The following is a 24,702-nucleotide window of genomic DNA, read 5'->3' on the forward strand; positions in this document are numbered from 1 at the left end:
CGGGACCCGGTGCCTCGATCTAGATTGTGCATCGCAGCAACACGGCGTTGCCGGGTTGTCTGTCTTTCTTGGACGTTTCCTCCCTAAACTCGGCGGTCCCGCAAGGGACCGCCTTTTTTTTCGCCCGCGCCTTGCCTGGCGGTCTGGAGCGTCCGGGTTCGGCCTAACGCAGCGCGCTCCAATCCGCGCGGGCCAGCGCCGCGATCAGCCGGCTCATGTCGCGCGTCAGCGCCTGCATCCCCGGCGCCCGTTCCACCCGCGTCTCGTTCATGTACAGGCCGCGCGCGATCTCGATCTGCAGCGCATGCACACCCTCCCGCGGCCGGCCGTAATGGCGGGTGATGTAGCCGCCGGCATAGGGGTCGTTGCGGCGGGTGCGGTAGCCCATGGCGCCCAGCGTTTCCTCCACCAGCCGCGTCGCACGCGGCGCGCAGGCGGTGCCATGCGCGTCGCCGAGGATGAAATCCGCTGGATTGGCGCCATGCGCGGGATGCGCCGGCATCGAATGGCAATCGATCAGCAGGCAGTACCCGAAGGCCGCGCGCGTCTCCGCGATCAGCCCGGCGAGCGCCGCGTGATAGGGCTGCCAGTAGCGCCGCACCCGAGCCTCCGCCTCGGCGAAGGTCAGCTTGTGGCGATAGACCGGCTCGCCGCTGGCCACCACGCGGGCGATGGTGCCGAGCCCGGCGCCGACGCGCGGGCTGGCGCTGTTCACCCAGGCGGGCAGGGGGCCATCGAACATGCCGGGGTCCAGCTCCCACGGCTCCCGATTCGCATCGCAGAACACCCGCGGGAAGGTCGCCGTCAGCAGCGGCGCACCATGCGCCGGGGCGGCGGCGAACAGCTCATCGACGAAACTGTCCTCGCTGCGGCGCAGCGCGATGGCATCCAGCCGCGCCTCCGCCAGGAAGGCCGCGCTGTAATGCGCGCCACTATGCGGGGAGGCAAAGACCAGGGGCACGGTCTGCCGTTCCGGTCGCGCCACCTCGAAAGGTGGCAGCTCCGGCGTCAGGGAGGTGGCGGGAAGAGGCAGGTCCATCGTTGCCGCGATCAAGCCACAGCGGGGGGCGCATTGTCATCCCACATCATTCTCTCCGCGGGGTTGCGTCCCGGACCGGGCTTGGCTATCTCACGCATCCCTGGATGGGCGCGTAGCTCAGCGGTAGAGCATCGCCTTGACACGGCGGGGGTCACAGGTTCAATCCCTGTCGCGCCCACCATCCAGCCTTTCCTTGATTGCTGCTTATCTGGCCGGCGCCAAAGCATGACGATCCGCAACGCGGCATCGTCATTTGCCGCGCCGGATGGTTGACCGGCGTAACGCTCTGCGGTCATGGTCCGCCCCCGTTCTGCCATCCGGCCAAATCAATCGGGGGATCTTCACCATGCGCCGCCGCCACCTGCTTGCCGCCGCACTTGCCACGCCGGCCTTGCCGCGCCTCGCCGCCGCGCAGGCGGCGGTCACCATGCGCCTGTCGCATCAATTTCCGCCCTCGCACCACAATGCCCGGGTCATCGCGGCCTTCGCCGAGGATGTGAAGGCACGCAGCAACGGCCAGGTCGAGGTGCAGGTCTTCCCGGCGGAACAGCTCGCCCGGGCCGGGGAGAATTTCCCCGGCGTCGCCCGTGGTGCCTTCGAGGCGGCGGCGGCGGTGAATTTCCAGTGGGGCACCACCATCCCCGAGATGAACGCGCCGACCATCCCCTACCTGTTCACCGATTTCGCCCGCATCCGCCGCTTCCCCGGCAGTGAGGCCGCGAAGTTCCTGGAAGCGCAGCTCGCCCGCCGCGCCGTGGTGAACCTGATGTGGCTGTATACCACGCGGCAGAGCATCTTCACCTCGAACCGCAAGCCGATCATCGAGCTGGCGGATTTCCAGGGCCTCAAGATCCGCGGCCTGAACGCCCTGACCGACCATGCGCTGTCCGCCGTCGGCGCCGCGCCCTCTGCCATGCCGGGGCCGGAAGTGTCCCAGGCGCTGCAATCCGGCGTGCTGGATGCCGGGCTGACCGATATCTCCGCCGCCGTGTCCCGCCGCTACTACGAGATCCAGAAATTCGGCACCGTCGCGCCGTACTTCTCCGTCATCAGCCATGTCTATGTGAACCCGCGCTGGTTCAACGGCCTGGCCCCGGCGCATCGCACCGCGATCGAGGCCGCCGCCCGCAAGGCGGAACAGGACCAGATGCAGATCACGGAGGACACCGCCACGGCGGCGCTGGTGACGCTGCGCGAACGCGGCATGACCATCCATGAGCAGACCGCGGCGGAGGCTGCCACCTGGCAGGCGGCGATGCAGCCACCGGTGATCACCGCCTTCAACCGCCTGGCACCGGAAGGCGGCCCCCGCGCCGTTGAGCTGCTGCGTAGCATCCCGAGCGCCTGATGCGGCAATTGGAGCGCGCCATCGCCTATCTGGCGCGCTTCGCCGGCGCGGTGGGTGGCGTGCTGACGCTGAGCTGCGTCGCCCTGGTCGGCTACGCCGTCGGCATGCGCTACCTGCTGGGCCAGCCGGAGCCGTGGACGGACAAGGTGGCCGGCTGGCTGGTGGTGGGCGTGGTGATGCTGGCCTCGCCCGAAGCGCAGCGGCGCTTCGAACATATCGGCGTCGATATCGCCCGCAACCGGCTCGGCCCGCGCCTGGTGCGGGTGGTGCATCTGATCGGCACGCTCTCGGTCACCCTGGTGGCGGCGCTGCTGCTGCAGGCCGGGATCGAGATGGTGGAATTCAGCCGCATGGTCGGCATCATGACCGACCTTGAGGGCGTTCCCGTCTGGTGGATCCAGGCGCTGATGCCGGTGGGTGCGACGCTGTTGCTGCTGGTCGCCGCCTGCCAGTCCCTGCTGCTGCTGATGGGGGCGGAGCCTGCCCATCTGCCGGCACAGGACAATGACGAGATGCCACGCGACCCCCTGGCGCGGGCGGAGTAAGCCAAGCGTGACCTTCTTCCTGCTGCTGGGCGCGCTGATCGCCCTTCTCTGGTTCGGCATGCCGATGTTCGCGGCGCTGTTCCTGCTGCCGTTGGCGGTGCTGTTCTTCGTGGAAGGTGGCGTGCCGGCGGTCGGCGAGATGGTGATCGGCAAGCTGGACGGCTACCTGCTGGTCGCCATCCCGCTGTTCATGCTGATGGCCCACATCATGGTGCGCGGGAAGGTCGTGATCGACCTGTACAACGCCGCCTTCGCCCTGCTGCGCGGCGTGCGCGGCGGTGTCGGCATCGCCACCGTCGCGGCCTGCACCATCTTCGCCGCCATCAGCGGCAGCTCCGTCGCCACCGCGCTGACCATCGGCAAGATCGCGATCCCGCAGATGCTGCGCTATGGCATGTCCCGCAAGGGCGCCTTCGGCGTGGTGGCGGGCGGTGGCACGCTCGGCATTCTGATCCCGCCCTCGGCGCCCATGGTGCTGTACGCCTATGTGACGGAAACCTCCGTCGCGGCGCTGTTCCTGGCGGGGCTGATCCCCGGCCTGCTGATGGCGCTGATGTTCGCCACCTATTGCTTCATCACCGAAGGCAAGGCCCGCGTGCCGGAGGATGAGCCGGTGCCGGAGGCGGTGCATCTCGCACTCGCCCGCGCCGGCTGGTCGCTGTCGCTGCCGATCTTCGTGCTGGGTGGCATCTATCTCGGCGTGTTCACGGCGACGGAGGCGGCCGGCACCGGCACGCTCTATGCCCTGCTGATCGCGGCGCTGATCTATCGCACGCTGACCTGGCGCGACCTGGTGCATGGGGTGCAGGAGGCGACGCGGACCTCCGCCATGCTGCTGCTGATCATCGCCGGCGCGGCGATCTATGGCTACATGCTGACCAAGCTGCGCGTGCCGCAGGAGCTGACGCAGCTGGTGGCGGATTTCGGCCTGTCTCGCATCGGCTTCCTGATTGCGATGATGCTGCTGCTGTTCCTGCTCGGCCTGGTGCTGGAGAGTTTTTCCATCATCCTGCTGACCATGCCGGCGATCCTGCCGCTGCTCGATGTGCTGGAGATCGACAAGGTCTGGTACGGCATCCTGCTGACACTGAGCCTGGAGATGGCGTTGATCACGCCGCCCGTGGCGCTGAATTTGGTGGTCATCAAGGCCATCACCGGCGCACCGCTGGGCGAGATCAACCGTTCCATCCTGCCCTACATGCTGATGCTGGCCTTCGGCACGGCCATGCTGATCGCGTTTCCCGACATCGCATTGTGGCTGCCGCGCGTGGCGGGCTACGGCGGGTAACGAACTCGGCCGCCATCGGGGGGTTTGAAGGGCATCAAGGAGATGCCCGCATGACCCGTTTCCCTCCCCTTGCCGCCTTCATCAGCCTCGCCTTCGGGCTCGCCGCCTGTGGGGCCGCGCCGATCGGCCCGCCGGCCGGCGTGCCCGATGCGAACCGTCTGGCGCCGGGCTATTCCAGCACGGGCGGCGGCGGCGACGAATGACGCCGCGGCGTCCGGCTCACAGCGGTCCTGGCTTGCCGAAGAGCCAGCCCTGGCCGAAATGCACGCCGAGCTTCTGCATCACCTGGGCCGCTTCTTCCGTCTCGATCCGCTCCGCCACCACCTGGGCGCCCACGGCCAGCGACAGATCGACCATGGCGGCGACGAAGCTGCGGTCGCGTTCGCTGGTCAGTGCTGCCTGCACATAGCTGCCATCGACCTTCACGAAATCCACCGGGAAGGATTTGAGGTAGCGGAAGGCCGCGGCGCCGGCGCCGAAATCATCGATGCAGATCGGCACGCCCCGCTCGCGCAGGCTGCGCAGCATGAGGGAGGCTGCCGCCTCATCCTCGATTTCGACACTCTCGGTCAGTTCCACCATCACGCGCTTCGCGCCGCGCGGGTCGCGGTTCATCAGCGCGTGCAGGCGCCGGCGGAAGCTGGCGGACTGCGCGGAGAGGCCGGAGATGTTGAAGGCCAGGTGCCGCCCATCCGGAATGGCTGCGGAAGCGGCCATCGTCATGGCGGCCACCGCCAGGTCCAGATCCTCCGTCAGCCCGATCGTCTCGGCGAGGGAGACAAATTCCTGCGGCCCTTCGTCGGGCGCCAGCACGCCGGGCTCCAGCCGCAACAGCGCCTCGTGGTGATGGAGGCGGCGGCTGGCGAGGTGGACGATGGGCTGGAAATCCAGGCGGAATTTACGCCCGGCGATGACGCGCCGCAGCACGCCGGCCCGTTCCGTCACCTTGGCCACCACGCCGGACAGGCCATCCTCGAAGCCGGCGCTGCGGATTCCCGTGGCGCCGAGGCGGACGAAGGTGGCGAGCCCGTGCCGCAGGGCGCGGGCGGCCTGCGCCGGTGTCAGCCCGTCACCGGCAAGCGGGATGGTGGTGATGGCGACGCTGCCGGCCTCGGTGCCCAGAAGCTCCTCCAGCCGCCGGGCGAGCCCGCCGAGTTCGGGGAGCTTCTGGCCCTCCCCGGGCAGCAGGCCGTAGCGGCCGGGCGCGAGTTCGGCGGTCAGTACCTCCGTGCCGGCCTCCTCGCGCAGCGCACGTTCCAGCGTCTCGGCCGCGGCCGAACAGGCGCTGCCAAGGTCGACCAGGGCCAGCCGGTCCGCAAGGCCGGCGCGCTGCCTCTGCTCCGCCTCCCGCAGCAGGGCCGGGCCATCGGCCGGGCGCAGGTCCGGCGGTGCGGGCAGGGGGGAGAAGCACAGGCAGAGCCGCGCCTGGGTGTCCGCGGACAGGATATGCAGGCCGGAGACGGAGAAGGGGGTGCGTTCGGCATCGGCCAGCCGGAAGGCGGTTGGCGCCAGGCGGCCCCGGCCCGGCAGCAGCGCGAGCGCGGTGGCGAAGGCGGCCCGGTCCTCCGCCGCGATCAGGCGGACCGGGTCGCTGCCGATGAGGCTTTCCGGGGTTTGTCCGAATCGCGCGCGAAATGCGCCGGCGGCGAAGCCGATTCGCCCGTTGCCGCCGACCTCCACCAACAGGTCCGCCGCGGCAAAGGCAAAGGCGACGAATCGCTCGCGGTCGGCGAAGGAGCGGGGCTGGGACATGGCCGCAATCTAGCGGCGCGGGTCTTACGAAACCGTATGCGGAGGGCCCGCGCCGCGACCGCGGCGCGGTGCGGCGGCTCAGGCGGCGGCGCGGACCTCGTTCGCCACGGCGTCCTCCGCGTCCAGCGTCGCGGCGGTGGCGTGCACCACGGCGGCGATGCGGACCGCGGCCTGCACCTGTTCCTTGCTCAGGCCGCCATGCAGCACGATCTTCTCGTGGCTTTCCATGCACATGCCGCAGCCATTGATGGCGGAGACGGCAAGCGACCAGAGCTCGAAATCCGCCTTGTCGACGCCCGGCTTGGCCATGACGTTCATGCGCAGCTTGGCCGGCATGTTGGCGTAGTCGCCGCCCACCAGGTGGGTGAAGCGGTAGTAGACGTTGTTCATGCCCATGATCGCGGCCGCGGCCTTGGCGGCGGTCAGTGCCTCCGGCGAAAGCTGCGCGCCGAATTCGGCGACCAGCGCGGCGGTCAGCTCCGCGTTGCGGCTGGCGATGGCGGAGGCGACGAAGGTGCCGGCGCGCTGCTGCTGGTTCAGCACCGGCTCGGTGGCCAGCGAGCCGAGGTTCAGCTTCAGGTCCTTGGCATAGTCGGGCAGGCGGGCGCGGATGGCTTCGAGGGACATGGGGGGCTGCCTTGCATCTGGCGCATCAAACACCCCCCGCGCCGTGGGCGCGGAGGGTCGGGGGAGCATCGGGTCGGCCGCAAGCGGTGGGCGCCGCGGCCGAAGGGCCTCAGGCGGCCTTTTCGAACAGTTCCTGCGGCTTCAGGACATCCTTGCCCTTCTCCCAGTTGCAGGGGCACAGCTCATCGGTCTGCAACGCGTCGAGCACGCGCAGCACTTCCTGCGGGTTGCGGCCGACATTCAGGCCGTTCACGGCGGCCCACTGGATCGTGCCCTCGGGGTCGACGATGAAGGTCGCACGCAGCGGCACGCCCTCGTTCTTGTCGAGGATGCCGAGCGCCTCGGACAGCTCGCGCTTGGTGTCGGCCAGCATCGGGATTTCGAGGTTTCGGATGTCCTCGTTGTAGACGCGCCAGTTCAGGTGCACGAACTCGCTGTCGGTCGAGGCGCCGTACAGCACGGTGTCACGGTCGGAGAACTCGCCGTTCAGCTTGCCGAAGGCGGCGATCTCGGTCGGGCAGATGAAGGTGAAGTCCTTCGGCCAGAAGAACACGACCTTCCACTTGCCGGCATCCGTCGTCTCCGTGATCTCGGTGAAGGACTTGCCCGGGCCGAGCAGGCCTTCCTTGCCGCCCTTGACGGCGGTGAGCTTGAAGGCCGGGAACTTGTCGCCAACGGTCAGCATGCGGTGGACTCCTGGGGAGGATTTTCGCGGCTTGCGCCGCCACGGCGCTTCTATGGCGCAGTGCAGCAAAGCGTGCCAATGAATAGTTTTCCAGGTTTCAATCGGTTTTATCGATCATGCTCCTGCCCACCCCCCACCTGCCCAGCCCACAGCAGCTTCGCTACCTGGTGGCGCTCGCCGATCACGGGCATTTCGGCCGGGCGGCGGCGGCCTGCGCCGTCACGCAATCCACCCTCTCGGCCGGGCTGATCGCGCTGGAACGGCAATTGGCGGCGGGGTTGCTGGAGCGTGGCACCTCGGTGAAGCGCCCGGTCTTCACCCCGCTTGGCCTCGAGCTCGTCGCCCGCGCCCGCACGGCGCTCGCGGCGCTGGAGGCAGTGGCGGAAACGGCGGCGATGGCGCGGGACCCGCATTCCGGCCCGCTGCGGCTCGGTGTGATCCCGACCATCGGCCCCTTCCTGCTGCCGCGGCTGATGCCCGCGCTGCGCGCCGCCTATCCCCGCCTGCGGCTCTGGCTGCGGGAGGATCTGACGGACCGGCTGGTGGCGGGGCTGGAGGCCGGGCGGCTCGACCTGCTGCTGCTGGCCCTGCCGGCCGCGGGCACGATGGAGACGCTGCCGCTGGCGGAAGATCCGTTCCGTGTCGCCCTGCCGCGCGGGCACCATCTGGCCGACCGCGACTCGGTGCCGGTCGGGGCGCTTTCCGGGGAACGGCTGCTGCTGCTGGAGGATGGCCACTGCCTGCGCGCCCATGCGGAGGCTGCCTGCGGCCTGCCGCGCGGCCTGGCCCACTCCGGCGAGGAGGGCTTCGCCGCCACCAGCCTGCACACGCTGGTGCAGATGGTCGCCGGCAATCTGGGCGTGACGCTGCTGCCGCAACTGGCGATCGATGGCGGCGTGCTGGGCAACAGTCCGGTGGAGGTGCGCCGGCTGGATGGCGCTGCGGCGCCGGGGCGGATGCTGGCGCTCGCCTGGCGCCCGCGCAGCCCGCGCGCGGCCGAATTCGCCGGGCTGGCGCCGACCGTGGCGGCGGCGCTGGAGCCGGGCGCTACCTGACGACGATCTCCACCCGCCGGTTGCGCGGCTCCTGCACCCCATTGCGTGTGGCGACCGCAAGCTGGGTTTGGCCGTGGGCGGTGATGGCGATGCTGTCGCGGCTGACGCCCCGGCGACGCAATTCGGTGGCCACAGCCTCCGCCCTGCGGCGTGACAGGCGCATATTCGCCGTCGCGCTACCGACCGTATCCGTGTGGCCACCCACCTCGATCACCGCGCTGCCGCTCTGCGCGGCCTGGGCCGCCTCGGCGACGATCTGCCGGGCGCGGGCGGTCAGGCTCGCGCTGTTCAGGCCGAAATAGATGATGAAGCTGCGGGTGACGGGGGCCGGCGCCGCGGCGATGGGCGGGGGGGCTGCGATCGGCGGCGGGGCGAAGGCCATCTGTGGCGCGGCGGGCGCCGGTTCCCCGGTGCTGCCGAGCGAGTAGCGCAGGCCGAACAGCACCGCATGGTGATAGGGGCTGACCTCCACGCGCCCGGCGGTGGGCGCGGTGCGGCGGCGGCCCGTGGTGAACAGGTTGGCGGCGAAATCCTGCTCCATGGTGCCCAGGAAGCGGTATTCCGCGGTGGCCGACAGGCCCGGCACAGCGCTGATCGGGAAGGCGGCGCCGGCGATGGCCTGGTAGGCCAGGCTGCCCTCCGTGCCATCCACCGCCAGGCGCTGGCCGGCGCTGGCCACCCGGAAATCCTTCACCTCGGACCAGACATAGCCGAGGCCGACGCCGAAATAGGGCTGGATCCATTCGGCGCCGAGATCGACATCGACCAGCGCATTGGCCATCAGCCCCCAGTTCCAGAGCTGCCCCTGGCTGCTGGTGACCGGGGCGATGCCCGGCCCGGCGCTGGCGCGGTCCACCGCATTGGCGCGCAGGCTGCCCTCCAGCTCCACGCGGATACCGTTTCCGAAACCGTAGCCGAGCGCGACGACGCCCATCGCCATCGGCTCGAACCGCGCGGTGCCGCGGCCGCCGGCGATGGGCTGGATGGCGCCACTGCTCGTGACATCGGCCGATTGCGGCTGGTTCACCCCGATCCCGGCAGCGGCGTAGAAGCCGGGTGGGGTCTGGGCGAGGGCGGGCCGGGGCTGTGCGGTGGCCGCGTCCGGCATGGCCAAGGCGGCGAACCCGAGTAGCATCGCCCGACCAGTCTGCATCATCGCCGTCCCCGCCCGCTCATCGCCCGCAACATGGCCGATTCATGAGACAAGCGAAATAGATTTTAGAAACCGCCGCCCGCCGCGAGCCAGTCCTGTTCCGCCGGCGTGCTTTCGCGCCCCAAGGCGGCGTTGCGATGCGGGAAGCGGCCGAAGCGCTGGATCACGACGCGATGGCGCCAGGCATAGTCGATGACGCCCTCCGGCGCCGCCATGCCGGGGACATCGCGCAGCCCCTCGAACAGCGCCACGGACAGATCCTGGTCGGCCAGCGTCTCGCCATGCTCGAAGGGCAGGTACATGAAGCCGCGCTGCACGGGGTGCAGAGCGAGGTCCTGCTTGCGGTCCAGCACCGCTCGCCGCGCGATGGTCCGGCCATGCGGGTCCGAGGCGAAGGCCTCGGCGCGGCCGCGATGCAGGTTGCGTGGGAACTGGTCCAGCACGATCAGCAGCGCCAGCGCGCCCTCGGGCGTGTCAGCCCAGCCATCGAGGGCGGCTTCGCGCGCCGGGACCAGAAGATCGCCGAAGTTGGCGCGGATGCTCGCATCGAAGGTGTCGTCCTTGGCGAACCAGGCCTTGCGGAAGGTGCCTGGGCCTTCGCTGAACCAGAAGTCCAGGATCGCGGCGGGGTGTGTCATGTCAGGGCCATATCCAGCAGTCGTATGGAGTGCAACGCCGGGCGCTTCGCAAGGTCGCCGATCTGATGACGGCAGGATGTGCCATCGGCGACGATCAGCGCGCTGGGCGCCGTGCGGCGGATATGCGGGAGCAGCGAAAGCTCGGCCATGGCGATGGAGGTGGGCAGCTTTTCCGAATCATAGCCGAAGGCGCCTGCCATGCCGCAGCAGGAGGAGGTGATGGGCGTGACCTTCAGGCCGGGGATGCGCGTCAGCGCAGCCACCGCGGCGGGGAAGTCGCCCACCGCCTTCTGGTGGCAATGGCCATGGATATGCGCCTCCGCCCCGATCGACTTGAGCTTCAGCGGCGCCTTGGTCCGGGCCAGCCATTCGGAAACCAGCATGGCGCGGGCGGCCAGCTTCTGGGCCGGCTCGCCGGGGAGGAGTGACAGGAATTCGTCACGCAGGGTCAGCAGGCAGGAGGGCTCGAGCCCCAGCACCGGGCTGTCCCAGGCCGCAAGCGCCGTCAGGGTTCGCTGGGCTTCGGCGCGGGCCTGCTCGACCATGCCGGCGGCGAGGTAGGTGCGGCCATCATCCAGCGGGCGCGCGCCACGCGGCGGGCGCGCCACCGCCGGATCGGCGCCGGCGGCGCGCAGCACGCGGATGGCGGCGCGCAGATTCTCCGGCTCGAAATAGCGGTTGAACAAATCGGGCAGCAGGATGACTTCGTTGGCGCGGCCATCCGGGGCACGTAGCTCCGCATCGTGGAAGGCGTCAGCGCGGAAACGGGGCAGGGTGCGGCCGGCGGCGAGGCCGGTCAGGCGTTCCGTCAGCCTGGCCATGCCGGGGATCAGGTCACGCGCGTTGAACAGGAGAGGCGCGATGGCGGCAAAGGGTGCCCAGCGCGGCATCTCGGCGATCAGCCGGTCACGCAGCGCCACGCCGCGCGCGCGGCCGCGGGCGTGCGCGGCCTCGATCTTCATCTGGGCCATGTCGACGCCGGTCGGGCATTCGCGCTTGCAGGCCTTGCAGCCCACGCACAGCGCCATCGCCTCCGCGACGTCATCGGAGGCGAGGCCATCGGCGCCGAGCTGCCCGGTCAGCGCCAGCCGCAAGGTGTTCGCACGGCCGCGCGTCAGGTGCTGTTCCTGCCGCGTGGCGCGGTAGGAGGGGCACATGGAGCCGGCATCGAATTTCCGGCAGGTGCCGTTGTTGTTGCACATCTCGACGGCGCTCAGCAGGCCGCCTTGCGGACCGTTGCCCTGTGGACCCGACCAGGCGGACCAGTCGAGCGCCGGCGTCACCGACGGATCGGCCGCGTAATCCGGCCCGTAGCGGAACAGCGTGCGGTCATCCATGCGCGGCGGATGCACCACGCGGTTGGGGTTCAGCAGGCCGTGCGGCAGTTCGGCGGTGCCCGGATCGAAGGCGTCCTTCACCGCCTCGAACGCCTTGACGATGCGGGCGCCGAACATCGGCTCGTGGAATTCGGAGCGGACAATGCCGTCGCCATGCTCGCCGGAATGGCTGCCCTTGTATTCACGGACGAGGGCGAAGCACTCCTCCGCGATGGCGCGCATCTTCGTCACGTCCTCGCCCGCCTTCATGTTCAGCACGGGGCGGACATGCAGGCAGCCGACGCTGGCATGGGCGTACCAGGTGCCCTTGGTGCCGTGTCTTGCAAAAACGTCGTTCAGGCGCTCGGTGTAGTCGGCGAGGTCGGCGAGCGGGACGGCGCAATCCTCGATGAAGGACACGGGTTTGCCGTCGCCCTTCATGCTCATCATGATGTTGAGACCGGCCTCGCGCACTTCCGCGACGCGGGCCTGGAAACCGGCATCGGTGATGCGCACCACCTGGCCGGGCAGGCCGAGATCGCCCATCATCTCCTCCAGCCGGTCCAGCCCTTGCAGCAGGGTGGCATCGTCATGGCCGTGGAATTCCACGATCAGCAGGCTGTCGGGTTCGCCGATCAGGATCTGGTCGATAGTGTCGCGGTAGATCGGGATGGAGCGGCCGAGGTCGATCATGGTGCGATCGACCAGCTCCACCGCCTCCGGGTCCAGCGTCACCAGATGCTGGGAGGCCGCCATGGCCTGCCGGAAGCTGGGGAACTGGCAGATGCCAAGCGCCTTGCGCGGCTTGATCGGCCACAGCTTGAGGTCGAGCGAGGCCGAGAAGGCCAGCGTCCCCTCGCTGCCCACCAGCAGCCGCGCCAGGCTGCCACGCCCCGCGGCGCGGCCGGCCGGCGTCAGCGCATCCAGGTTGTAGCCGCCGACGCGGCGGAGCTGGTCCGGGAAGCGGGCCGCCACCTCCTCCGCCTCCCGCGCCCCGATGGCGCGCAGCTTCGCGACAAGATCGGCGACGGAGCCGGGCACGTCCGGGCCGAGATTTTCCGGGATATCGCCGAAGCGGAAGCGCGTGCCATCGGCGATGATCGCATCGATGGCGCGGACATTATCGGCCATCAGCCCGTAGCGGATGGATTTGCTGCCGCAGGAATTATTCCCCGCCATGCCGCCGATGGTGCAGCGCTGCCAGGTGGAGGGATCCACCGGATAGAATTTGCCGGACTCCTTCAGCGCAGCATTCAACGCGCCCAAGGTGATGCCGGGCTCGACCGTCGCGGTATCGCCCTCCACGGACAGCACCCGGCGCAGATGCGGGCTACAGTCCAGCACCAGCGCACGGTTCACCGTCTGGCCGCATTGGCTGGTGCCACCGCCGCGCGGCAGCACGGGCACGCCTTCCTCCCGGCAGATCGCCATGGCGGCGGCCACATCCGCCGCGCTGCGCGGCACCAGCACGCCCACCGGCATCTGCTGGTAGATCGAGGCATCCGTCGCATAGCGGCCGCGATCGCCCGGGGAGAACAGCACCTCCCCCTCCGTCTCCCGCTTCAGGCGCTGGGCGAGGCGGCTATTCGCGATTCCGGTGCTGGCATTCATGCTGGGGCTCTCCTCCGGCCGTTCTCTACCGCGGAGCCCGCGTCGACGGTCATCTATAAATCTCATCAATCCAACAAGGCTTACTCATTGGCAGCCAGCATGGTCTGCGGCTAGCTATCGGGCCAGAGAGGGAGCCAAGACCCATGGCCTATTTCCAGTCCAAGCCCAATTCCGGCCGCCATTTCCTGCAGATCCCCGGCCCGTCCAACGTACCGGATCGCATCCTGCGCGCCATGGACCACCCGACGATGGACCATCGCGGGCCGGATTTCGGCAAGCTCGGCGCCCAGGTGCTGGAGAAGACGAAGGCGATCTTCAAGACGCAGTCGCATGTGGTGATCTACCCCGCTTCCGGAACCGGGGCGTGGGAGGCGGCGCTGGTCAACACCCTCTCGCCCGGTGACCGCGTGGTGATGTGCGAGACCGGCTGGTTCGCGCATCTGTGGAACGAGATGGCGGAGCGCCTCGGCATCGTCGCGGATTTCGTCAAGACCGACTGGCGCCGCGGCGCCGATGTGGAGGCGATCGAGCGCAAGCTGCGCGACGACAAGGGCCACGCCATCAAGGCCGTCTGCGTCGTGCACAACGAAACCAGCACCGGTGCCACATCGCGCATCGCGGAAGTGCGCGCCGCCATCGATGCCGCCGGCCACCCGGCGCTGCTGCTGGTGGACACGATCTCGGGCCTCGGCTCGATGGATTACCGGCATGATGAATGGGGCGTCGATGTCACCGTATCCGGCAGCCAGAAGGGGCTGATGCTGCCGCCTGGCCTGTCCTTCAACGCGATCAGCGCCAAGGCGATCAAGGCCAGCGAATCTGCCAAGCTGACGCGCAGCTTCTGGGACTGGAAGCCGATGCTGGCGGCGAATGCCACAGGCTACTTTCCCTACACGCCGGCGACCAACATGCTCTACGCGCTGGACACCGCCTGCGACATGCTGCTGGAGGAGGGGCTGGACAACGTCTTCGCGCGCCACGACCGCATGGCGGAAGCCACCCGCCGCGCCGTCCGTCATTGGGGGCTGGAGGTGCAGTGCCAGGACCCGCGGCATTTCTCCAGCGTGCTGACCGCGGTGCGCCTGCCGGAGGGCCACAGCGCCAATGCGCTGCGCGCCACGATCCTGGAGAAGTTCAACATGTCGCTGGGCAATGGCCTCGGCCAGTTGAACGACCGCGTCTTCCGCATCGGCCATCTGGGCGACATTTCGCCGTTGCAGATGGTGGGCGCCCTCGGCGGGGTGGAGATGGGGCTGCGCGCGGCCGGCGTGCCGCACCAGGCCGGCGGCGTGCAGGTGGCGATGGACTATCTCGGCGGGAATGCCTGAAGCGCGGGCCTGACGCGGTCATCACGCCTGCGATAGGATGCACGCCAGGGTTGCGCCCCCGCCTTGGCCGCATGCCATCCTCCGGCCGCCCGAACAGGGCCAATGGAGGAAACAGCATGAACCGGTCCCCCGACCCGTCGCGCCGCGCCCTGCTCGGCGCGGCGGCCGCACTCGCCGCGACGCCTGCCGCCGCGCAGCGCAGCTTCGGCCCGAACGCCCAGCCGCAGCGCTACCCGGACCCCGACATCATTGCCATCGACCCGCAGCGCTTCACCGCGCGGCTCGGCAATTCCGCGATCACCCGCCTGCACACCGGCATGGGCTGGGCCGAAGGCCCGGCCTGGCACGCCAATGGCCGCTTCCTGATCTGGTCGGACATTCCGAACGATGAATGCCTGCGCCTGGTTGAGGAAGACCTGACCACCCATCGCCGCTTCCGCAGCCCCTCCGGCTATTCCAACGGCAATACCTTCGACCGTGAGGGAAGGCAGATCGCCTTCCGCCATTTCCACCGCGACGTGGTGCGCTACGAACCCGATGGCCGCGTCACGGTGCTGGCAGATCGGGGCCCGGATGGCGCCTTCAACGCGCCGAATGATGGCGTGGTGCACCCCGAGGATGGCGCGCTGTGGTTCACCGACCCGGGCTATGGCGGGCTGATGGATTACGAGGGCAACCGCGTGCCCGAATCCGCGCAGTCTCCGCGCCCCTTCATCAAGGAGGCGATCTACCGGATCGACGCGCAATCCGGCCAGGTGGCGAAGGTGGCCGATGACGTGTTCAAGCCGAACGGCCTGTGCTTCTCGCCCGACTACCGCACCCTGTATGTGGCGGATACCGGCCGCAGCCACTACCCCGAGGCGCGCAGCATCATCTGGGCCTATGACGTGGACGGCCCCCGCCTGCGCAATCCGCGCACCTTCGCCGAGATGACGCTGGATGGCCGCACCGGCATGGTCGATGGCCTGCGCTGCGACGAGGCGGGCAACGTCTGGGGCGCCATGGGCTGGGTCGGCGATGGCTATGACGGGGTGCATGTCTTCGCCCCCGATGGCGCCCGCATCGGCCAGATTCGCCTGCCCGAGATCTGCGCCAATATCTGCTTCGGCGGCACCCGCCGGAACCGGCTGTTCATGTGCGCCAGCCAGTCGCTGTACGTGGTGCCGGTGGAGACCCGCGGCGCGCATTTCTGCTGAGGCTCCAGGCTTGCTTCCCAATTGGTTAGGGTTCGCGGCGGCGCCTTGCCAGCCCGCCGCGGCCGGCTCACCCTGCGAGACAGGATCGTGGGGAAGCTGCCGCATGCCGATCGAGGTCTGGACCTGGCCGACGCCGAATGGCCACAAGGTGCATATCGCGCTGGAGGAGCTCGGCCTGCCCTATACGGTGGTGCCGGTGAACATCGGTGCCGGGGAGCAGTTCAAGCCGGACTTCCTGGCCATCACGCCGAACCACCGCATCCCCGCCATCGTCGATCCTGATGGGCCGGGCGGAAAGCCGCTGACCCTGTTCGAATCGGGCGCGATCCTGATCTACCTGGCGGAGAAGACGGGCCGGCTGTTGCCCGCCGATGGGGCCGGGCGCTATCGGGCGCTGGAATGGCTGATGTTCCAGATGGGCGGAGTCGGCCCGATGTTCGGCCAATACGGCCATTTCCATGCCTATGCGCCGGAAGACGTGCCCTATGCCAAGGCGCGCTACGCGAAGGAGGTGGGGCGGCTGCACCGCGTGCTGGACAAGCGGCTGGGGGAGGCAGAATGGCTGGCGGGGGAGGTGTATTCGATCGCCGACATCGCCACCTTCCCCTGGATACGCAACCCGGCCCGCCGGAACATCGACCTGGCCGAATTCCCCAATCTGCAACGCTGGCACGACGCCATCGCCGCACGGCCCGCCGTGCAGCGCGGCGTACAGGTGCTGGCGGAAAATCAACGAGTCGGCGCCATGTCCGACAAGGAGCGCGAAGTGCTGTTCGGCAATACCCAGTTCCAGGCCCGCTGAGATGGCCGAGATCGACCACATCGTCATCGGTGCCCGCACGCTTGAGGAAGGCGCCGACTATATCGAGGCGCAGCTTGGCGTCCGCCCCACCAAGGGCGGCGCGCATCCCGGCATCGGTACGCACAACATGCTGCTGAGCCTGGGGCCGCAATGCTACCTGGAGGTGATCGCCGCCGATCCCGAGCAGCCGCAGCCCACCCAGGCCCGGCCCTTCGACCTGGATGATCCGGCGGTGGCGATGATGCTGGAGGCCGGGCCGCATCTGCTGGCCTGGGTCGCCCGCACGCCGGTGCTGGATGCGGTGGTCACCCGCCTCGGCGCCAGCCAGGCCGGTGAAGTGAAGGCCTGGTCGCGCGGCGACCTGTCCTGGCGCATGGCCTTCCCGCCGCAGCGCCAGGACATGCGCAACCTGATTCCGCCGCTGATCCAATGGGATGACGGCAAGGGTGCCGCACCGCGGCTGAAGAAATCCGGCTGCAAGCTGGTGGCGCTGGAGGCCGAGTATCCCGATGCCGAACAATTGCGCGAGGCGCTGCGCCAGCGTGGGCTGGAGGAGGCGCTGAAGGTCCGCCGCAGCCCGCATCCGCGCCTGGTGGCGCGGATTGCGCGGCCGGACGGCACGGAAGTGGCCCTCAGCAGCGGCTGAGGGCACCAGGGCGGGCCAGCTTCCACGGCCGCCTGGCGCCACTTTCTTGCTCAGACATTGCGGTGCGGTTCACGACCGGGCAGGCTGGTAGTGCCAGACACTGGCCGGCGGGAAGTTCATCGGGGTCCAGACCTCGCGCTTCGCTGTCAGGCCGAGAGCGCGGTAAGGCAGTGGCGAGGTGATGCAGTAGGTGTACAGGAGGAAACCTTTGCCAGGGGCCACCGCCTCCACCGCATCTACGAAGCGCTGCTGGTCCGCCCGCGGCAGCAGCACCAGGGGAATACCGCAGATCGCCGTGCCGACCTTTCCATGCATCGCTTCGGGGAGCGCCTTGGCCAACTCGAAGGCATCGCCGCAAATGACGTTCACGCCGGGCAAGGCTGCCCGGAGGTGGTCGGCCATGTCGCGCACGATCTCGACCACCACCAGCTTCTCCGGCGGCACGCCGGCGGCGAGCAGGGCGCGGGAGATCACGCCCGTGCCGGCGCCGAGTTCCACCACCACCTCGTCCTCCGCGCGCCGCACAAGCGCCGCGATTCGCCGGCATAGCGTGTCGGATGACGGGATGATGGAGCCCATTTGCAGCGGGTTGGCCAACCAGCGCTTGAAAAACAGGCCGGCATTGGCGACCTCGCGATGGGCGGTTCCGCCATGGGTGGTTCCGCCAGGGGCCGAGCCAGCCGTGGCGGATTCGCTTCGGGTTATGTCTGACACTGATTTCTCCTTGACAGATTTGTGACCATGTGCATCAGGTCAGCGACCGAGCGTTTAGCCGGAATGTCGCCGCGTCGCCAGACGCGCGCGGGCGTACGAATCCGGCCGGGGCTGGTCGGGCAATGACGGCCCGCATCCTCGTCGTCGATGACATCGCCGCGAATCTCCGCCTGCTCGAGATCAAGCTGCTCAACGAGTATTACGAGGTGGCGATCGCTGCCTCGGGGCCCGAGGCGCTGACAACGGTCCAACGCTGGATGCCCGATGTCGTTCTTCTCGATGTCATGATGCCGGGCATGGATGGCTACGAGGTCTGTCGCCGGATGAAGGCGCAGCCCGGAACCGCCCATATCCCGGTGGTCATGATCACCGCGCTGACCGACCCGGCGGAGCGCGTGCGGGGGCTGGAGGCCGGGGCGGACGACTTCCTCTCGAAGCCCGTGGACGACGCCACCCTGTTCGCCCGGCTGCGCGCGCTGCTGCGCATGAAGCAGGTGCTGGACGCCTGGCGCCTGCGTGCGGAAACCGCCCGCGACCTGGGCTTCGAACCACCGCCCGGCCCATCGCCGAGCGTCGCTGGCGCCCGCGCCCTGATCGTGAACGAGGATGCCGCGGAAGCGGAGGCGCTGGGCGTGGTGCTCGGCGCGGACGGGATCGAGGTGGCGCATTGCGCCGACCCGGCCGAATCCTGGGACATCCTGCAGGACGGGCTGCACGATGTGGTGCTGCTGAGCCTGTCGCTGGATGGCGGCGATGCGTTGCGCCTGGCCTCACGGCTGCGCGCGCATGCCAATACGCGGGATCTGCCGGTGCTGCTGGTGGCCGATCCGGGCCAGAAATCCCTGGTGCTGCGCGGCTTCGACCTGGGCGCCAACGACCATGTGATCCGCCCGGTGGACCCCAACGAGCTGCGCGCCCGGGTCCGCAACCAGATCCGGCGCAAGCGCTACCAGGAAAGGCTGCGCGCCGATCTGGACCGCAGCCTGGAGATGGCGGTCACGGACCCGCTGACCGGGCTGCGCAACCGCCGCTATGTCCGCCGCCATCTGGAAGGCGTGCTGCGCAATTCGGGCGCCGCGGTGCTGCTGATGGATGTGGACCGCTTCAAGCTGGTGAACGACACCCACGGCCACGCCGCCGGCGACGTGGTGCTGCGGGAGGTGGCGGAGCGCGTCCGCGGCCACCTGCGCGCGGCCGATGTGGTCGCCCGCTATGGCGGGGAGGAATTCCTGGTGGTGATGTCTGGCGCCGCGACCGAGGATGGGATGCTGGTGGCGGAGCGCCTGCGGGCCGCGATCGCCAATGTGCCGATCGTGGCGGAGGGCGTCACGCTCAACATCACCATGAGCATCGGCGTCGCCGCGGGTGGCATCGGCGCGCAGGCGGATGATGTGGTGAGCGCGGCCGATGCGGCGCTGTATCGCGGCAAGAACAACGGCCGTAACCGGGTGGAGGCGGCCGTGCCGACGGATTGGCCGCCGAGCGCGGACCAGGGCAAGGCAGCCGCCCGCGGCACGCGGTAGCGGCCGCACGGCCCAGGCGCCAGCCGGGGCAATCGGAAGCCGGGTCAATCAGAACGCAAAAAACCGCGCCGGACCCTGGGGTTCGGCGCGGCCTCAGCCGATCAGCAATGCGGGGGGCGCGCCCCCCGGCGGATTACTTGATCTTGGACTCGCGGAACAGCACGTGCTTCCGGGCGACCGGGTCGTACTTCTTCATCTCGAGCTTGCCGGTGGCGTTCCGGGTGTTCTTCTTGGTCACGTAGAAATAGCCCGTGGACGGCTCGGCCGTGCTCACCAGCTTGATCAGGATGGTATTGGCCTTGGCCATCGTACAGGTTCCAGAACGGGAAACGGTTCAAACGCTTTGCGGGCGGGCCTTGCGGCCCACCCGGCTCAGACGGGCGTTCTAGCCCCTCGGTCGGTCAGGTCAAGCCTTCACTTCGCCGCAGCGCCATTCGGCACAGCCACGCACGAAGCAGCACGACCATGCATGGCGGGATCAGCGGCGTTGTTTATAACGGCAGCAATGCCCGACCATGTCCTTCTCAATGCCCGCCTGCTGGACCCCACCACGGGGCTCGATGCGCCCGGATCGCTGCTGGTGCGCGATGGCCGGATCGCCGATTTCGGCACCAATCTCGGCGTGCCGGATGGCGCGGCGACCCTGGATGTGCAGGGCGCCTGCCTCGCCCCCGGCCTGGTCGATCTGCGCGCCGCGCTTGGCGAGCCGGGCGGGGAGCATCGGGAGACCATCGCCTCCGCCGCCCAGGCCGCGGCGGCGGGCGGCATCACCACGCTCTGCGCCCTGCCGGACACGCAGCCCGCCATCGACGACCCGGCGCTGGTTTCCTTCCTGGCTCGACAGGCGAGCGGCAGCCTGACCATCCTGCCCTATGGCGCCGCCACCCGCGGCTGCGCCGGCAAGGATCTCGCGGAATTCGGCCTGCTGCGGGAGGCAGGCGCGGTCGCCTTCACCGATGGCAGGCGGGCCATCGGCCCGGCCCGGCTGATGCGCCTCGCGCTGTCCTACGCCCGCGCCTTCGGCAGTTTCGTGGTGCAGCACCCGGAGGAGCCTTCGCTGGCCAGTGGCGGCGCCGCGACGGAGGGTGAGCGCGCCACGCGCATGGGCCTGCCCGGCATCCCGCCCGCCGCCGAATCGATGATGGTGGAGCGCGACATCGCGCTCGCCCGGCTTTCCGGCGGCCATGTCCATTTCGCCCATGTCAGCACCGCCGCGGCGCTGGAGGCGATCCGGCGCGCCAAGGCCGAGGGCCTGCGCGTCACCTGCGATACCGCGCCGCCCTATTTCGACCTGAACGAGACGGCGATCGGCGAATACCGCACCTATGCCAAGCTCTCCCCCCCGCTGCGGGAGGAGGCCGACCGGCTGGCGGTGGTGGCCGCGCTGGCGGATGGCACCATCGATGCCATCGCCTCGGACCACCAGCCGCATGATGCCGATGACAAGCGCCTGCCCTTCGCCCAGGCGGAACCTGGCGGGACGGGCCTGGCCACGCTGCTGGCGGTGACGCTGGCGCAGGTGCATGGCGGCAAGCTGCCGCTGCTGGAGGCGCTGGGCCTGATGACGGACCGCCCGGCAAAGCTGCTCGGCATCGAGGCGGGGCGGCTGGCCAAGGGAGCGCCGGCGGATTTGGTGCTGTTCAGCCTGGAACGCGGCTGGCAGGTGAACTCAGGCAAACTGCCGGGCAAGGCGCAGAACACGCCCTTCGACGGGCGGGCGCTGGAGGGCAGGGTGCTCGGCACCTGGAAGGCCGGGCAAAGGGTGTTCGGGTGAATACCGGCCTGATCCTCGCCGGGCTGCTCGGCTACCTGCTGGGCTCCGTGCCCTATGGGTTGCTGCTGACCAAGGCGGCCGGGCTGGGCGATGTGCGCGCCATCGGCTCCGGCAGCATAGGCGCCACCAATGTGCTGCGCACCGGCAACAGGAAGCTGGCTGCCGCCACGCTGGTGCTGGATGCGGCGAAGGGCGCGGTGGCGCTGCTGCTGGCCCGCTGGATCTGGGGCGAGGATGCGGCGCTGCTGGCCGGGTTCTGCGCGCTGCTGGGGCACACCTTCCCGGTTTGGCTCGGCTTCAAGGGCGGCAAGGGGGTTGCCACCGGGGCGGGGGTGATCCTGGCGGCGCAGCCGGGGCTTGGGCTGTTGCTGCTGGCGGTCTGGCTCGCCATGGCGGCGCTGACGCGGATTTCCTCGCTCAGCGCGCTGACCGTCTGTGCCCTGGCGCCGGTTGTCGCCGCGCTGTCCGGCGATTGGCGGCTGGCCGGGTTCTGTGCCGGCGTCGCGGTGCTGATCGCCATCCGCCACCACGCCAATATCCGCCGCCTGCTGGCCGGCACCGAGCCGCGCATCGGCAAGAAGAAATAGGTGACGCCCGCCGAGGCCCTGGCGCGGCTGCGCCTGTCGCGCACCGAGGGCATTGGCCCTGCCACCTTTCGCCGCCTGATCGCCCGCCATGGCAACGCCGCCGCCGCACTGGCCGCGCTGCCAGCGCATGCCGCCCGCAGCGGCCGCGCCTTCACCGCCCCGCCGGTCGCCGAGATCGAGCGCGAGATGATCGCGGTGGCCCGGATGAGCGGGTCCTTCCTGTTCCTGGACGATCCCGCCTACCCGCCACTGCTGGCCTTGCTGGAGGACCCGCCGCCGGTGCTGGCGGTGCTGGGCGATGCCGCCGTGCTGAAGCGCCGCCAGGTCGGCGTGGTCGGCGCGCGGTCGGCCTCCGCCGCCGGCCGGCGCATTGCGGAGGAACTGGCGGCCGGGCTCTGCATGGGCGGCATCGCGGTGACCTCCGGCCTGGCGCGCGGCATCGATGCGGCGGCGCATCTGGGGGCGCTTGGCGCCCATGGGCGGACTGTGGCGGTGGTCGCCGGTGGGCTGGACCAACCCTATCCGCCGGAGAATGCCAGCCTGCAGGCGCGCATCGCGGCGGAAGGCGGGGTGGTGGTCAGCGAGGCGCCGCTCGGCACCGCCCCGATGGCGCGGCACTTCCCACGCCGCAACCGGATCGTCGCCGGGCTGGTGCTGGGGCTGGTGGTGGTGGAGGCCGCACCCCGCTCCGGCAGCCTGATCACCGCCCGCCTGGCGCTGGAGGCGGGGCGGGAGCTGTTCGCGGTGCCCGGCAACCCGCTGGACCCGCGCGCCCGGGGCGGCAACGACCTGCTGCGCCAGGGCGCGCATCTGACCGAGAATGCCGAGGATGTGCTGGCCAATCTGCCCGCCCAGCCGCTGCAACTGCCGCTGTTTTCCATGGCCCCCGGCCCTGCCAACCAGGCGCCAGCACCGGTTTCCGCCCCGGAACCGCCCGAATCGTCGGCGCAAATTCTTGAATTGATTGGCACGGTGCCGGTCGCCGTTGACGATCTGGTCCGCCGCTGCCAGCTATCTGCGCCATCCGTCCAGGCGATCCTGCTCGACCTGGAGTTGTCCGGGCTTGTCGAATGCCTGCCTGGCAACCGGGTCGTGCGGTCAGTGACCTGACCGTCCGGGCGATGGGGCAGGATAAGCGCGCGAAGGCGAACCGAGAGAAATGACTGACGTCGTCGTGGTCGAAAGCCCTGCAAAGGCCAAGACCATCAACAAGTATCTCGGCGGCGACTTCACCGTCCTCGCCTCCTTCGGCCATGTCCGGGACCTGCCGGCCAAGGATGGCAGCGTCCGGCCGGACGAGGATTTCGCCATGGACTGGGAGGCGGATGAGCGGGGCGACCGGCAGATCACCGCCATCGCCAAGTCGCTGAAGGGCGCCCGCCGCCTGTACCTCGCAACCGACCCGGATCGGGAAGGGGAGGCCATTTCCTGGCATGTGAAGGACATGCTGGCCCGCCGCGGCGTCCTGAAGGGCGTCGAGGTGCATCGCATCACCTTCAACGAGATCACCAAGCGCGCCGTGCAATATGCGGTGGCGCATCCGCGCGACCTGGATGTGCCGCTGATCGATGCCTACCTGGCGCGCCGCGCGCTGGACTACCTGGTGGGCTTCAACCTGTCCCCCGTGCTGTGGCGCAAGCTGCCCGGCAGCCGATCCGCCGGCCGGGTGCAGTCCGTCGCGCTGCGGCTGATCTGCGAGCGCGAAGCCGAGATCGAGGCCTTCCGGGCGCGGGAGTACTGGACGGTGGAGGCGCGCTTCGCGACCCCGTCCGGTGCCCCCTTCGGCGCGCGGCTGACGCATCACGAGGGCCGCAAGCTCGACCAGTTCGACCTGCCGAACGAGGCGACGGCGATGGCCGCCAAGGCCGCGGTCGAGTCGGGCAAGTTCAGCGTCGCCAGCGTCGAGAAGCGCCGGAGCAAGCGCAACCCGCCGCCGCCCTTCACCACCTCGACCCTCCAGATGGAGGCCTCGCGCAAGCTCGGCATGGGCGCGCAGGCGGCGATGCGGGTGGCGCAGCAGCTTTATGAAGGCACCGATATCGGCGGCGAGAGCGTCGGCCTCATCACCTATATGCGGACCGATGGCGTGCAGATGTCGCGCGAGGCGATGTTCGCCATTCGCGACCATGTGAAGGAGGCCTTCGGGCCGGATTACGTGCCGGGCGCGCCGCGCGAATACTCCTCCAAGGCGAAGAACGCGCAGGAGGCGCATGAGGCGATCCGGCCAACGGATGTCTCCCGCACGCCCGAGCAGGTGGCCCGCTTCCTCGATGAGCGGCAGCGCAAGCTGTATGAGCTGATCTGGAAGCGCGCTGTCGCCAGCCAGATGCAATCCGCCGAGCTGGACCAGACGGCGGTGGAGCTGGTGGAGCCCACCGGCCGCACCAGGCTGCGCGCCACTGGCTCCGTCATCGCCTTTGACGGTTTTCTCCGGCTTTACCGGGAGGATGAGGATGACCGCGCGGCCGATGCCCGCGCCGGCATCGCCACCGCCGGGCCGGAGCCGGATGACGAGAGCAAGACGCTGCCGCCGATGCGGGAAGGCGATGCCGCGAAATCCGGCCCCGTTACCGCTTCGCAGCACTTCACCCAGCCGCCGCCGCGCTTTTCCGAGGCGACCCTGGTGAAGCGGCTGGAGGAGTTGGGCATCGGCCGCCCCTCCACCTACGCCTCCATCCTGCAGGTGCTGCAGGACCGGGACTACGTGAAGTTGGAGAAACGGCGCTTCGTGCCTGAGGATCGCGGGCGGCTGGTGACGGCCTTCCTGATGGCCTTCTTCGAACGCTATGTGGATACCGGCTTCACTTCCGGCCTGGAGGAGAAGCTCGACGACATCTCCGGCGGCCGTGCCGATTGGCGGGAGGTGATGCGCGCCTTCTGGGATGAGTTCTCCAAGGCCATCGCGGCGACCAGCGAGCTGACGATCAGCGACGTCATCGACGCGCTGGACGAGGATCTCGGCCCGCACTTCTTCCCCGCCCGCGCCGATGGCGTGGACCCGCGCGGCTGCCCGGCCTGTTCCGGCGGCCGGCTCGGGCTGCGGCTGGGGCGGACCGGCGCCTTCATCGGCTGCTC

At 69.5% G+C, this 24,702-nt stretch carries 23 protein-coding genes and 1 tRNA gene; 15 read left to right on the forward strand and 9 right to left on the reverse strand.

The genetic code is table 11. From position 1 onward, the window contains the following. Positions 1–163 precede the first annotated feature (163 nt). The gene (locus Q8S40_RS15390) at positions 164–1,039 is read right to left on the reverse strand and encodes an N-formylglutamate amidohydrolase (protein ID WP_305671080.1); all 876 of its coding nucleotides are present in this window, start codon (positions 1,037–1,039) and stop codon (positions 164–166) included. A gap of 106 nt (positions 1,040–1,145) precedes the next feature. On the opposite strand from Q8S40_RS15390, the gene Q8S40_RS15395 reads away from it, so the two are divergent. The 5 genes from Q8S40_RS15395 to Q8S40_RS15415 all read left to right on the forward strand — a co-directional run bounded on the left by Q8S40_RS15395 (position 1,146) and on the right by Q8S40_RS15415 (position 4,423). After that, a tRNA-Val gene (locus Q8S40_RS15395) sits at positions 1,146–1,220 on the forward strand. Between the two features lie 165 nt (positions 1,221–1,385). Then, on the forward strand, positions 1,386–2,387 hold the full coding sequence (gene dctP, locus Q8S40_RS15400; protein WP_305671081.1) for a TRAP transporter substrate-binding protein DctP: 1,002 nt from the start codon (positions 1,386–1,388) through the stop codon (positions 2,385–2,387). Next, on the forward strand, positions 2,387–2,932 hold the full coding sequence (locus Q8S40_RS15405; protein WP_305671082.1) for a TRAP transporter small permease: 546 nt from the start codon (positions 2,387–2,389) through the stop codon (positions 2,930–2,932). Before dctP ends, Q8S40_RS15405 begins: the two co-directional genes overlap by 1 nt. Positions 2,933–2,939: 7 nt before the next feature. Next, complete coding sequence (locus tag Q8S40_RS15410; protein WP_305671083.1) at positions 2,940–4,220, forward strand: TRAP transporter large permease; 1,281 nt, start codon at positions 2,940–2,942, stop codon at positions 4,218–4,220. Between the two features lie 50 nt (positions 4,221–4,270). Beyond that, positions 4,271–4,423, forward strand: coding sequence for a hypothetical protein (locus Q8S40_RS15415; protein ID WP_304813569.1), 153 nt, complete (start codon positions 4,271–4,273; stop codon positions 4,421–4,423). 16 nt (positions 4,424–4,439) lie between these two features. Here Q8S40_RS15415 and Q8S40_RS15420 read toward each other — a convergent pair whose 3' ends face one another. The 3 genes from Q8S40_RS15420 to Q8S40_RS15430 all read right to left on the reverse strand — a co-directional run bounded on the left by Q8S40_RS15420 (position 4,440) and on the right by Q8S40_RS15430 (position 7,284). Continuing rightward, positions 4,440–5,972: an EAL domain-containing protein gene (locus Q8S40_RS15420; protein WP_305671084.1), complete on the reverse strand. Its 1,533-nt coding sequence runs from the start codon at positions 5,970–5,972 to the stop codon at positions 4,440–4,442. A gap of 78 nt (positions 5,973–6,050) precedes the next feature. Next, positions 6,051–6,599 carry a carboxymuconolactone decarboxylase family protein gene (locus tag Q8S40_RS15425; RefSeq protein ID WP_305671085.1) on the reverse strand — a complete coding sequence of 183 codons (549 nt, stop codon included), beginning with the start codon at positions 6,597–6,599 and terminating at the stop codon, positions 6,051–6,053. A gap of 109 nt (positions 6,600–6,708) precedes the next feature. Beyond that, a complete protein-coding gene (locus tag Q8S40_RS15430; RefSeq protein WP_305671086.1) occupies positions 6,709–7,284 on the reverse strand; it encodes a peroxiredoxin in 576 nt (191 codons plus the stop codon). A gap of 116 nt (positions 7,285–7,400) precedes the next feature. Between Q8S40_RS15430 and Q8S40_RS15435 the strand changes: the two genes are divergently transcribed. Continuing rightward, positions 7,401–8,339 carry a hydrogen peroxide-inducible genes activator gene (locus Q8S40_RS15435; RefSeq protein ID WP_305671087.1) on the forward strand — a complete coding sequence of 313 codons (939 nt, stop codon included), beginning with the start codon at positions 7,401–7,403 and terminating at the stop codon, positions 8,337–8,339. Here the strand turns inward: Q8S40_RS15435 and Q8S40_RS15440 are convergent. The 3 genes from Q8S40_RS15440 to Q8S40_RS15450 form a co-directional block, all read right to left on the reverse strand. Continuing rightward, positions 8,332–9,474, reverse strand: a complete 1,143-nt coding sequence (locus tag Q8S40_RS15440) for an OmpA family protein (protein ID WP_305671088.1) — start codon at positions 9,472–9,474, stop codon at positions 8,332–8,334. The genes Q8S40_RS15435 and Q8S40_RS15440 overlap by 8 nt on opposite strands. An 83-nt stretch (positions 9,475–9,557) precedes the next feature. Continuing rightward, positions 9,558–10,130, reverse strand: coding sequence for a DUF924 family protein (locus Q8S40_RS15445; RefSeq protein ID WP_305671089.1), 573 nt, complete (start codon positions 10,128–10,130; stop codon positions 9,558–9,560). Continuing rightward, positions 10,127–13,057, reverse strand: coding sequence for an FAD-binding and (Fe-S)-binding domain-containing protein (locus tag Q8S40_RS15450; protein ID WP_305671090.1), 2,931 nt, complete (start codon positions 13,055–13,057; stop codon positions 10,127–10,129). The genes Q8S40_RS15445 and Q8S40_RS15450 overlap by 4 nt, the downstream gene beginning before the upstream one ends. A gap of 143 nt (positions 13,058–13,200) precedes the next feature. Here Q8S40_RS15450 and Q8S40_RS15455 point away from each other — a divergent pair, with 143 nt between their 5' ends. From Q8S40_RS15455 to Q8S40_RS15470, 4 genes are all read left to right on the forward strand, one after another. Then, entirely contained in the window at positions 13,201–14,385 is a 1,185-nt protein-coding gene (locus Q8S40_RS15455; protein ID WP_305671091.1) for an alanine--glyoxylate aminotransferase family protein, read from the forward strand. 116 nt (positions 14,386–14,501) lie between these two features. Further along, positions 14,502–15,581 carry an SMP-30/gluconolactonase/LRE family protein gene (locus tag Q8S40_RS15460; RefSeq protein WP_304813583.1) on the forward strand — a complete coding sequence of 360 codons (1,080 nt, stop codon included), beginning with the start codon at positions 14,502–14,504 and terminating at the stop codon, positions 15,579–15,581. A gap of 103 nt (positions 15,582–15,684) precedes the next feature. Continuing rightward, on the forward strand, positions 15,685–16,383 hold the full coding sequence (locus Q8S40_RS15465; protein WP_305671092.1) for a glutathione binding-like protein: 699 nt from the start codon (positions 15,685–15,687) through the stop codon (positions 16,381–16,383). 1 nt (position 16,384) lies between these two features. Continuing rightward, positions 16,385–17,029 (forward strand): VOC family protein, encoded by a 645-nt coding sequence (locus Q8S40_RS15470; protein ID WP_304813585.1) that lies wholly within the window; start codon positions 16,385–16,387, stop codon positions 17,027–17,029. Positions 17,030–17,098: 69 nt separating this feature from the next. On the opposite strand, the gene Q8S40_RS15475 is transcribed toward Q8S40_RS15470, so the two are convergent. After that, positions 17,099–17,743: a class I SAM-dependent methyltransferase gene (locus tag Q8S40_RS15475; RefSeq protein WP_371136841.1), complete on the reverse strand. Its 645-nt coding sequence runs from the start codon at positions 17,741–17,743 to the stop codon at positions 17,099–17,101. A 122-nt stretch (positions 17,744–17,865) separates the two neighbouring features. Between Q8S40_RS15475 and Q8S40_RS15480 the strand changes: the two genes are divergently transcribed. Further along, complete coding sequence (locus Q8S40_RS15480) at positions 17,866–19,266, forward strand: PleD family two-component system response regulator (RefSeq protein ID WP_305671093.1); 1,401 nt, start codon at positions 17,866–17,868, stop codon at positions 19,264–19,266. A 133-nt stretch (positions 19,267–19,399) separates the two neighbouring features. Here the strand turns inward: Q8S40_RS15480 and rpmG are convergent, their stop codons facing one another. Beyond that, positions 19,400–19,573, reverse strand: a complete 174-nt coding sequence (gene rpmG / locus Q8S40_RS15485; protein ID WP_168033295.1) for a 50S ribosomal protein L33 — start codon at positions 19,571–19,573, stop codon at positions 19,400–19,402. Between the two features lie 198 nt (positions 19,574–19,771). On the opposite strand from rpmG, the gene Q8S40_RS15490 reads away from it, so the two are divergent. From Q8S40_RS15490 to topA, 4 genes are all read left to right on the forward strand, one after another. After that, complete coding sequence (locus tag Q8S40_RS15490) at positions 19,772–21,040, forward strand: dihydroorotase family protein (protein WP_305671094.1); 1,269 nt, start codon at positions 19,772–19,774, stop codon at positions 21,038–21,040. After that, positions 21,037–21,627 carry a glycerol-3-phosphate 1-O-acyltransferase PlsY gene (gene plsY, locus Q8S40_RS15495; RefSeq protein WP_305671095.1) on the forward strand — a complete coding sequence of 197 codons (591 nt, stop codon included), beginning with the start codon at positions 21,037–21,039 and terminating at the stop codon, positions 21,625–21,627. The genes Q8S40_RS15490 and plsY overlap by 4 nt, the downstream gene beginning before the upstream one ends. Further along, entirely contained in the window at positions 21,628–22,737 is a 1,110-nt protein-coding gene (gene dprA / locus Q8S40_RS15500) for a DNA-processing protein DprA (protein ID WP_305671096.1), read from the forward strand. Between the two features lie 49 nt (positions 22,738–22,786). Further along, positions 22,787–24,702: type I DNA topoisomerase (topA, locus tag Q8S40_RS15505; RefSeq protein ID WP_305671097.1), on the forward strand; the 1,916-nt coding region annotated here is incomplete at its 3' end.

Origin of the sequence: Falsiroseomonas sp. (assembly GCF_030695085.1) — a bacterium.
GTDB lineage: Bacteria > Pseudomonadota > Alphaproteobacteria > Acetobacterales > Acetobacteraceae > Falsiroseomonas.

What these genes read in the sequence shown, in the direction of transcription:
- Q8S40_RS15390 (WP_305671080.1), bottom strand. Translation starts at nt 1,039, where the DNA reads ATGGACCTGCCTCTTCCCGCCACCTCCCTGACGCCGGAGCTGCCACCT.
- dctP (WP_305671081.1), top strand. Translation starts at nt 1,386, where the DNA reads ATGCGCCGCCGCCACCTGCTTGCCGCCGCACTTGCCACGCCGGCCTTG.
- Q8S40_RS15405 (WP_305671082.1), top strand. Translation starts at nt 2,387, where the DNA reads ATGCGGCAATTGGAGCGCGCCATCGCCTATCTGGCGCGCTTCGCCGGC.
- Q8S40_RS15415 (WP_304813569.1), top strand. Translation starts at nt 4,271, where the DNA reads ATGACCCGTTTCCCTCCCCTTGCCGCCTTCATCAGCCTCGCCTTCGGG.
- Q8S40_RS15420 (WP_305671084.1), bottom strand. Translation starts at nt 5,972, where the DNA reads ATGTCCCAGCCCCGCTCCTTCGCCGACCGCGAGCGATTCGTCGCCTTT.
- Q8S40_RS15425 (WP_305671085.1), bottom strand. Translation starts at nt 6,599, where the DNA reads ATGTCCCTCGAAGCCATCCGCGCCCGCCTGCCCGACTATGCCAAGGAC.
- Q8S40_RS15430 (WP_305671086.1), bottom strand. Translation starts at nt 7,284, where the DNA reads ATGCTGACCGTTGGCGACAAGTTCCCGGCCTTCAAGCTCACCGCCGTC.
- Q8S40_RS15435 (WP_305671087.1), top strand. Translation starts at nt 7,401, where the DNA reads ATGCTCCTGCCCACCCCCCACCTGCCCAGCCCACAGCAGCTTCGCTAC.
- Q8S40_RS15440 (WP_305671088.1), bottom strand. Translation starts at nt 9,474, where the DNA reads ATGCTACTCGGGTTCGCCGCCTTGGCCATGCCGGACGCGGCCACCGCA.
- Q8S40_RS15445 (WP_305671089.1), bottom strand. Translation starts at nt 10,130, where the DNA reads ATGACACACCCCGCCGCGATCCTGGACTTCTGGTTCAGCGAAGGCCCA.
- Q8S40_RS15450 (WP_305671090.1), bottom strand. Translation starts at nt 13,057, where the DNA reads ATGAATGCCAGCACCGGAATCGCGAATAGCCGCCTCGCCCAGCGCCTG.
- Q8S40_RS15455 (WP_305671091.1), top strand. Translation starts at nt 13,201, where the DNA reads ATGGCCTATTTCCAGTCCAAGCCCAATTCCGGCCGCCATTTCCTGCAG.
- Q8S40_RS15460 (WP_304813583.1), top strand. Translation starts at nt 14,502, where the DNA reads ATGAACCGGTCCCCCGACCCGTCGCGCCGCGCCCTGCTCGGCGCGGCG.
- Q8S40_RS15465 (WP_305671092.1), top strand. Translation starts at nt 15,685, where the DNA reads ATGCCGATCGAGGTCTGGACCTGGCCGACGCCGAATGGCCACAAGGTG.
- Q8S40_RS15470 (WP_304813585.1), top strand. Translation starts at nt 16,385, where the DNA reads ATGGCCGAGATCGACCACATCGTCATCGGTGCCCGCACGCTTGAGGAA.
- Q8S40_RS15480 (WP_305671093.1), top strand. Translation starts at nt 17,866, where the DNA reads ATGACGGCCCGCATCCTCGTCGTCGATGACATCGCCGCGAATCTCCGC.
- rpmG (WP_168033295.1), bottom strand. Translation starts at nt 19,573, where the DNA reads ATGGCCAAGGCCAATACCATCCTGATCAAGCTGGTGAGCACGGCCGAG.
- Q8S40_RS15490 (WP_305671094.1), top strand. Translation starts at nt 19,772, where the DNA reads ATGCCCGACCATGTCCTTCTCAATGCCCGCCTGCTGGACCCCACCACG.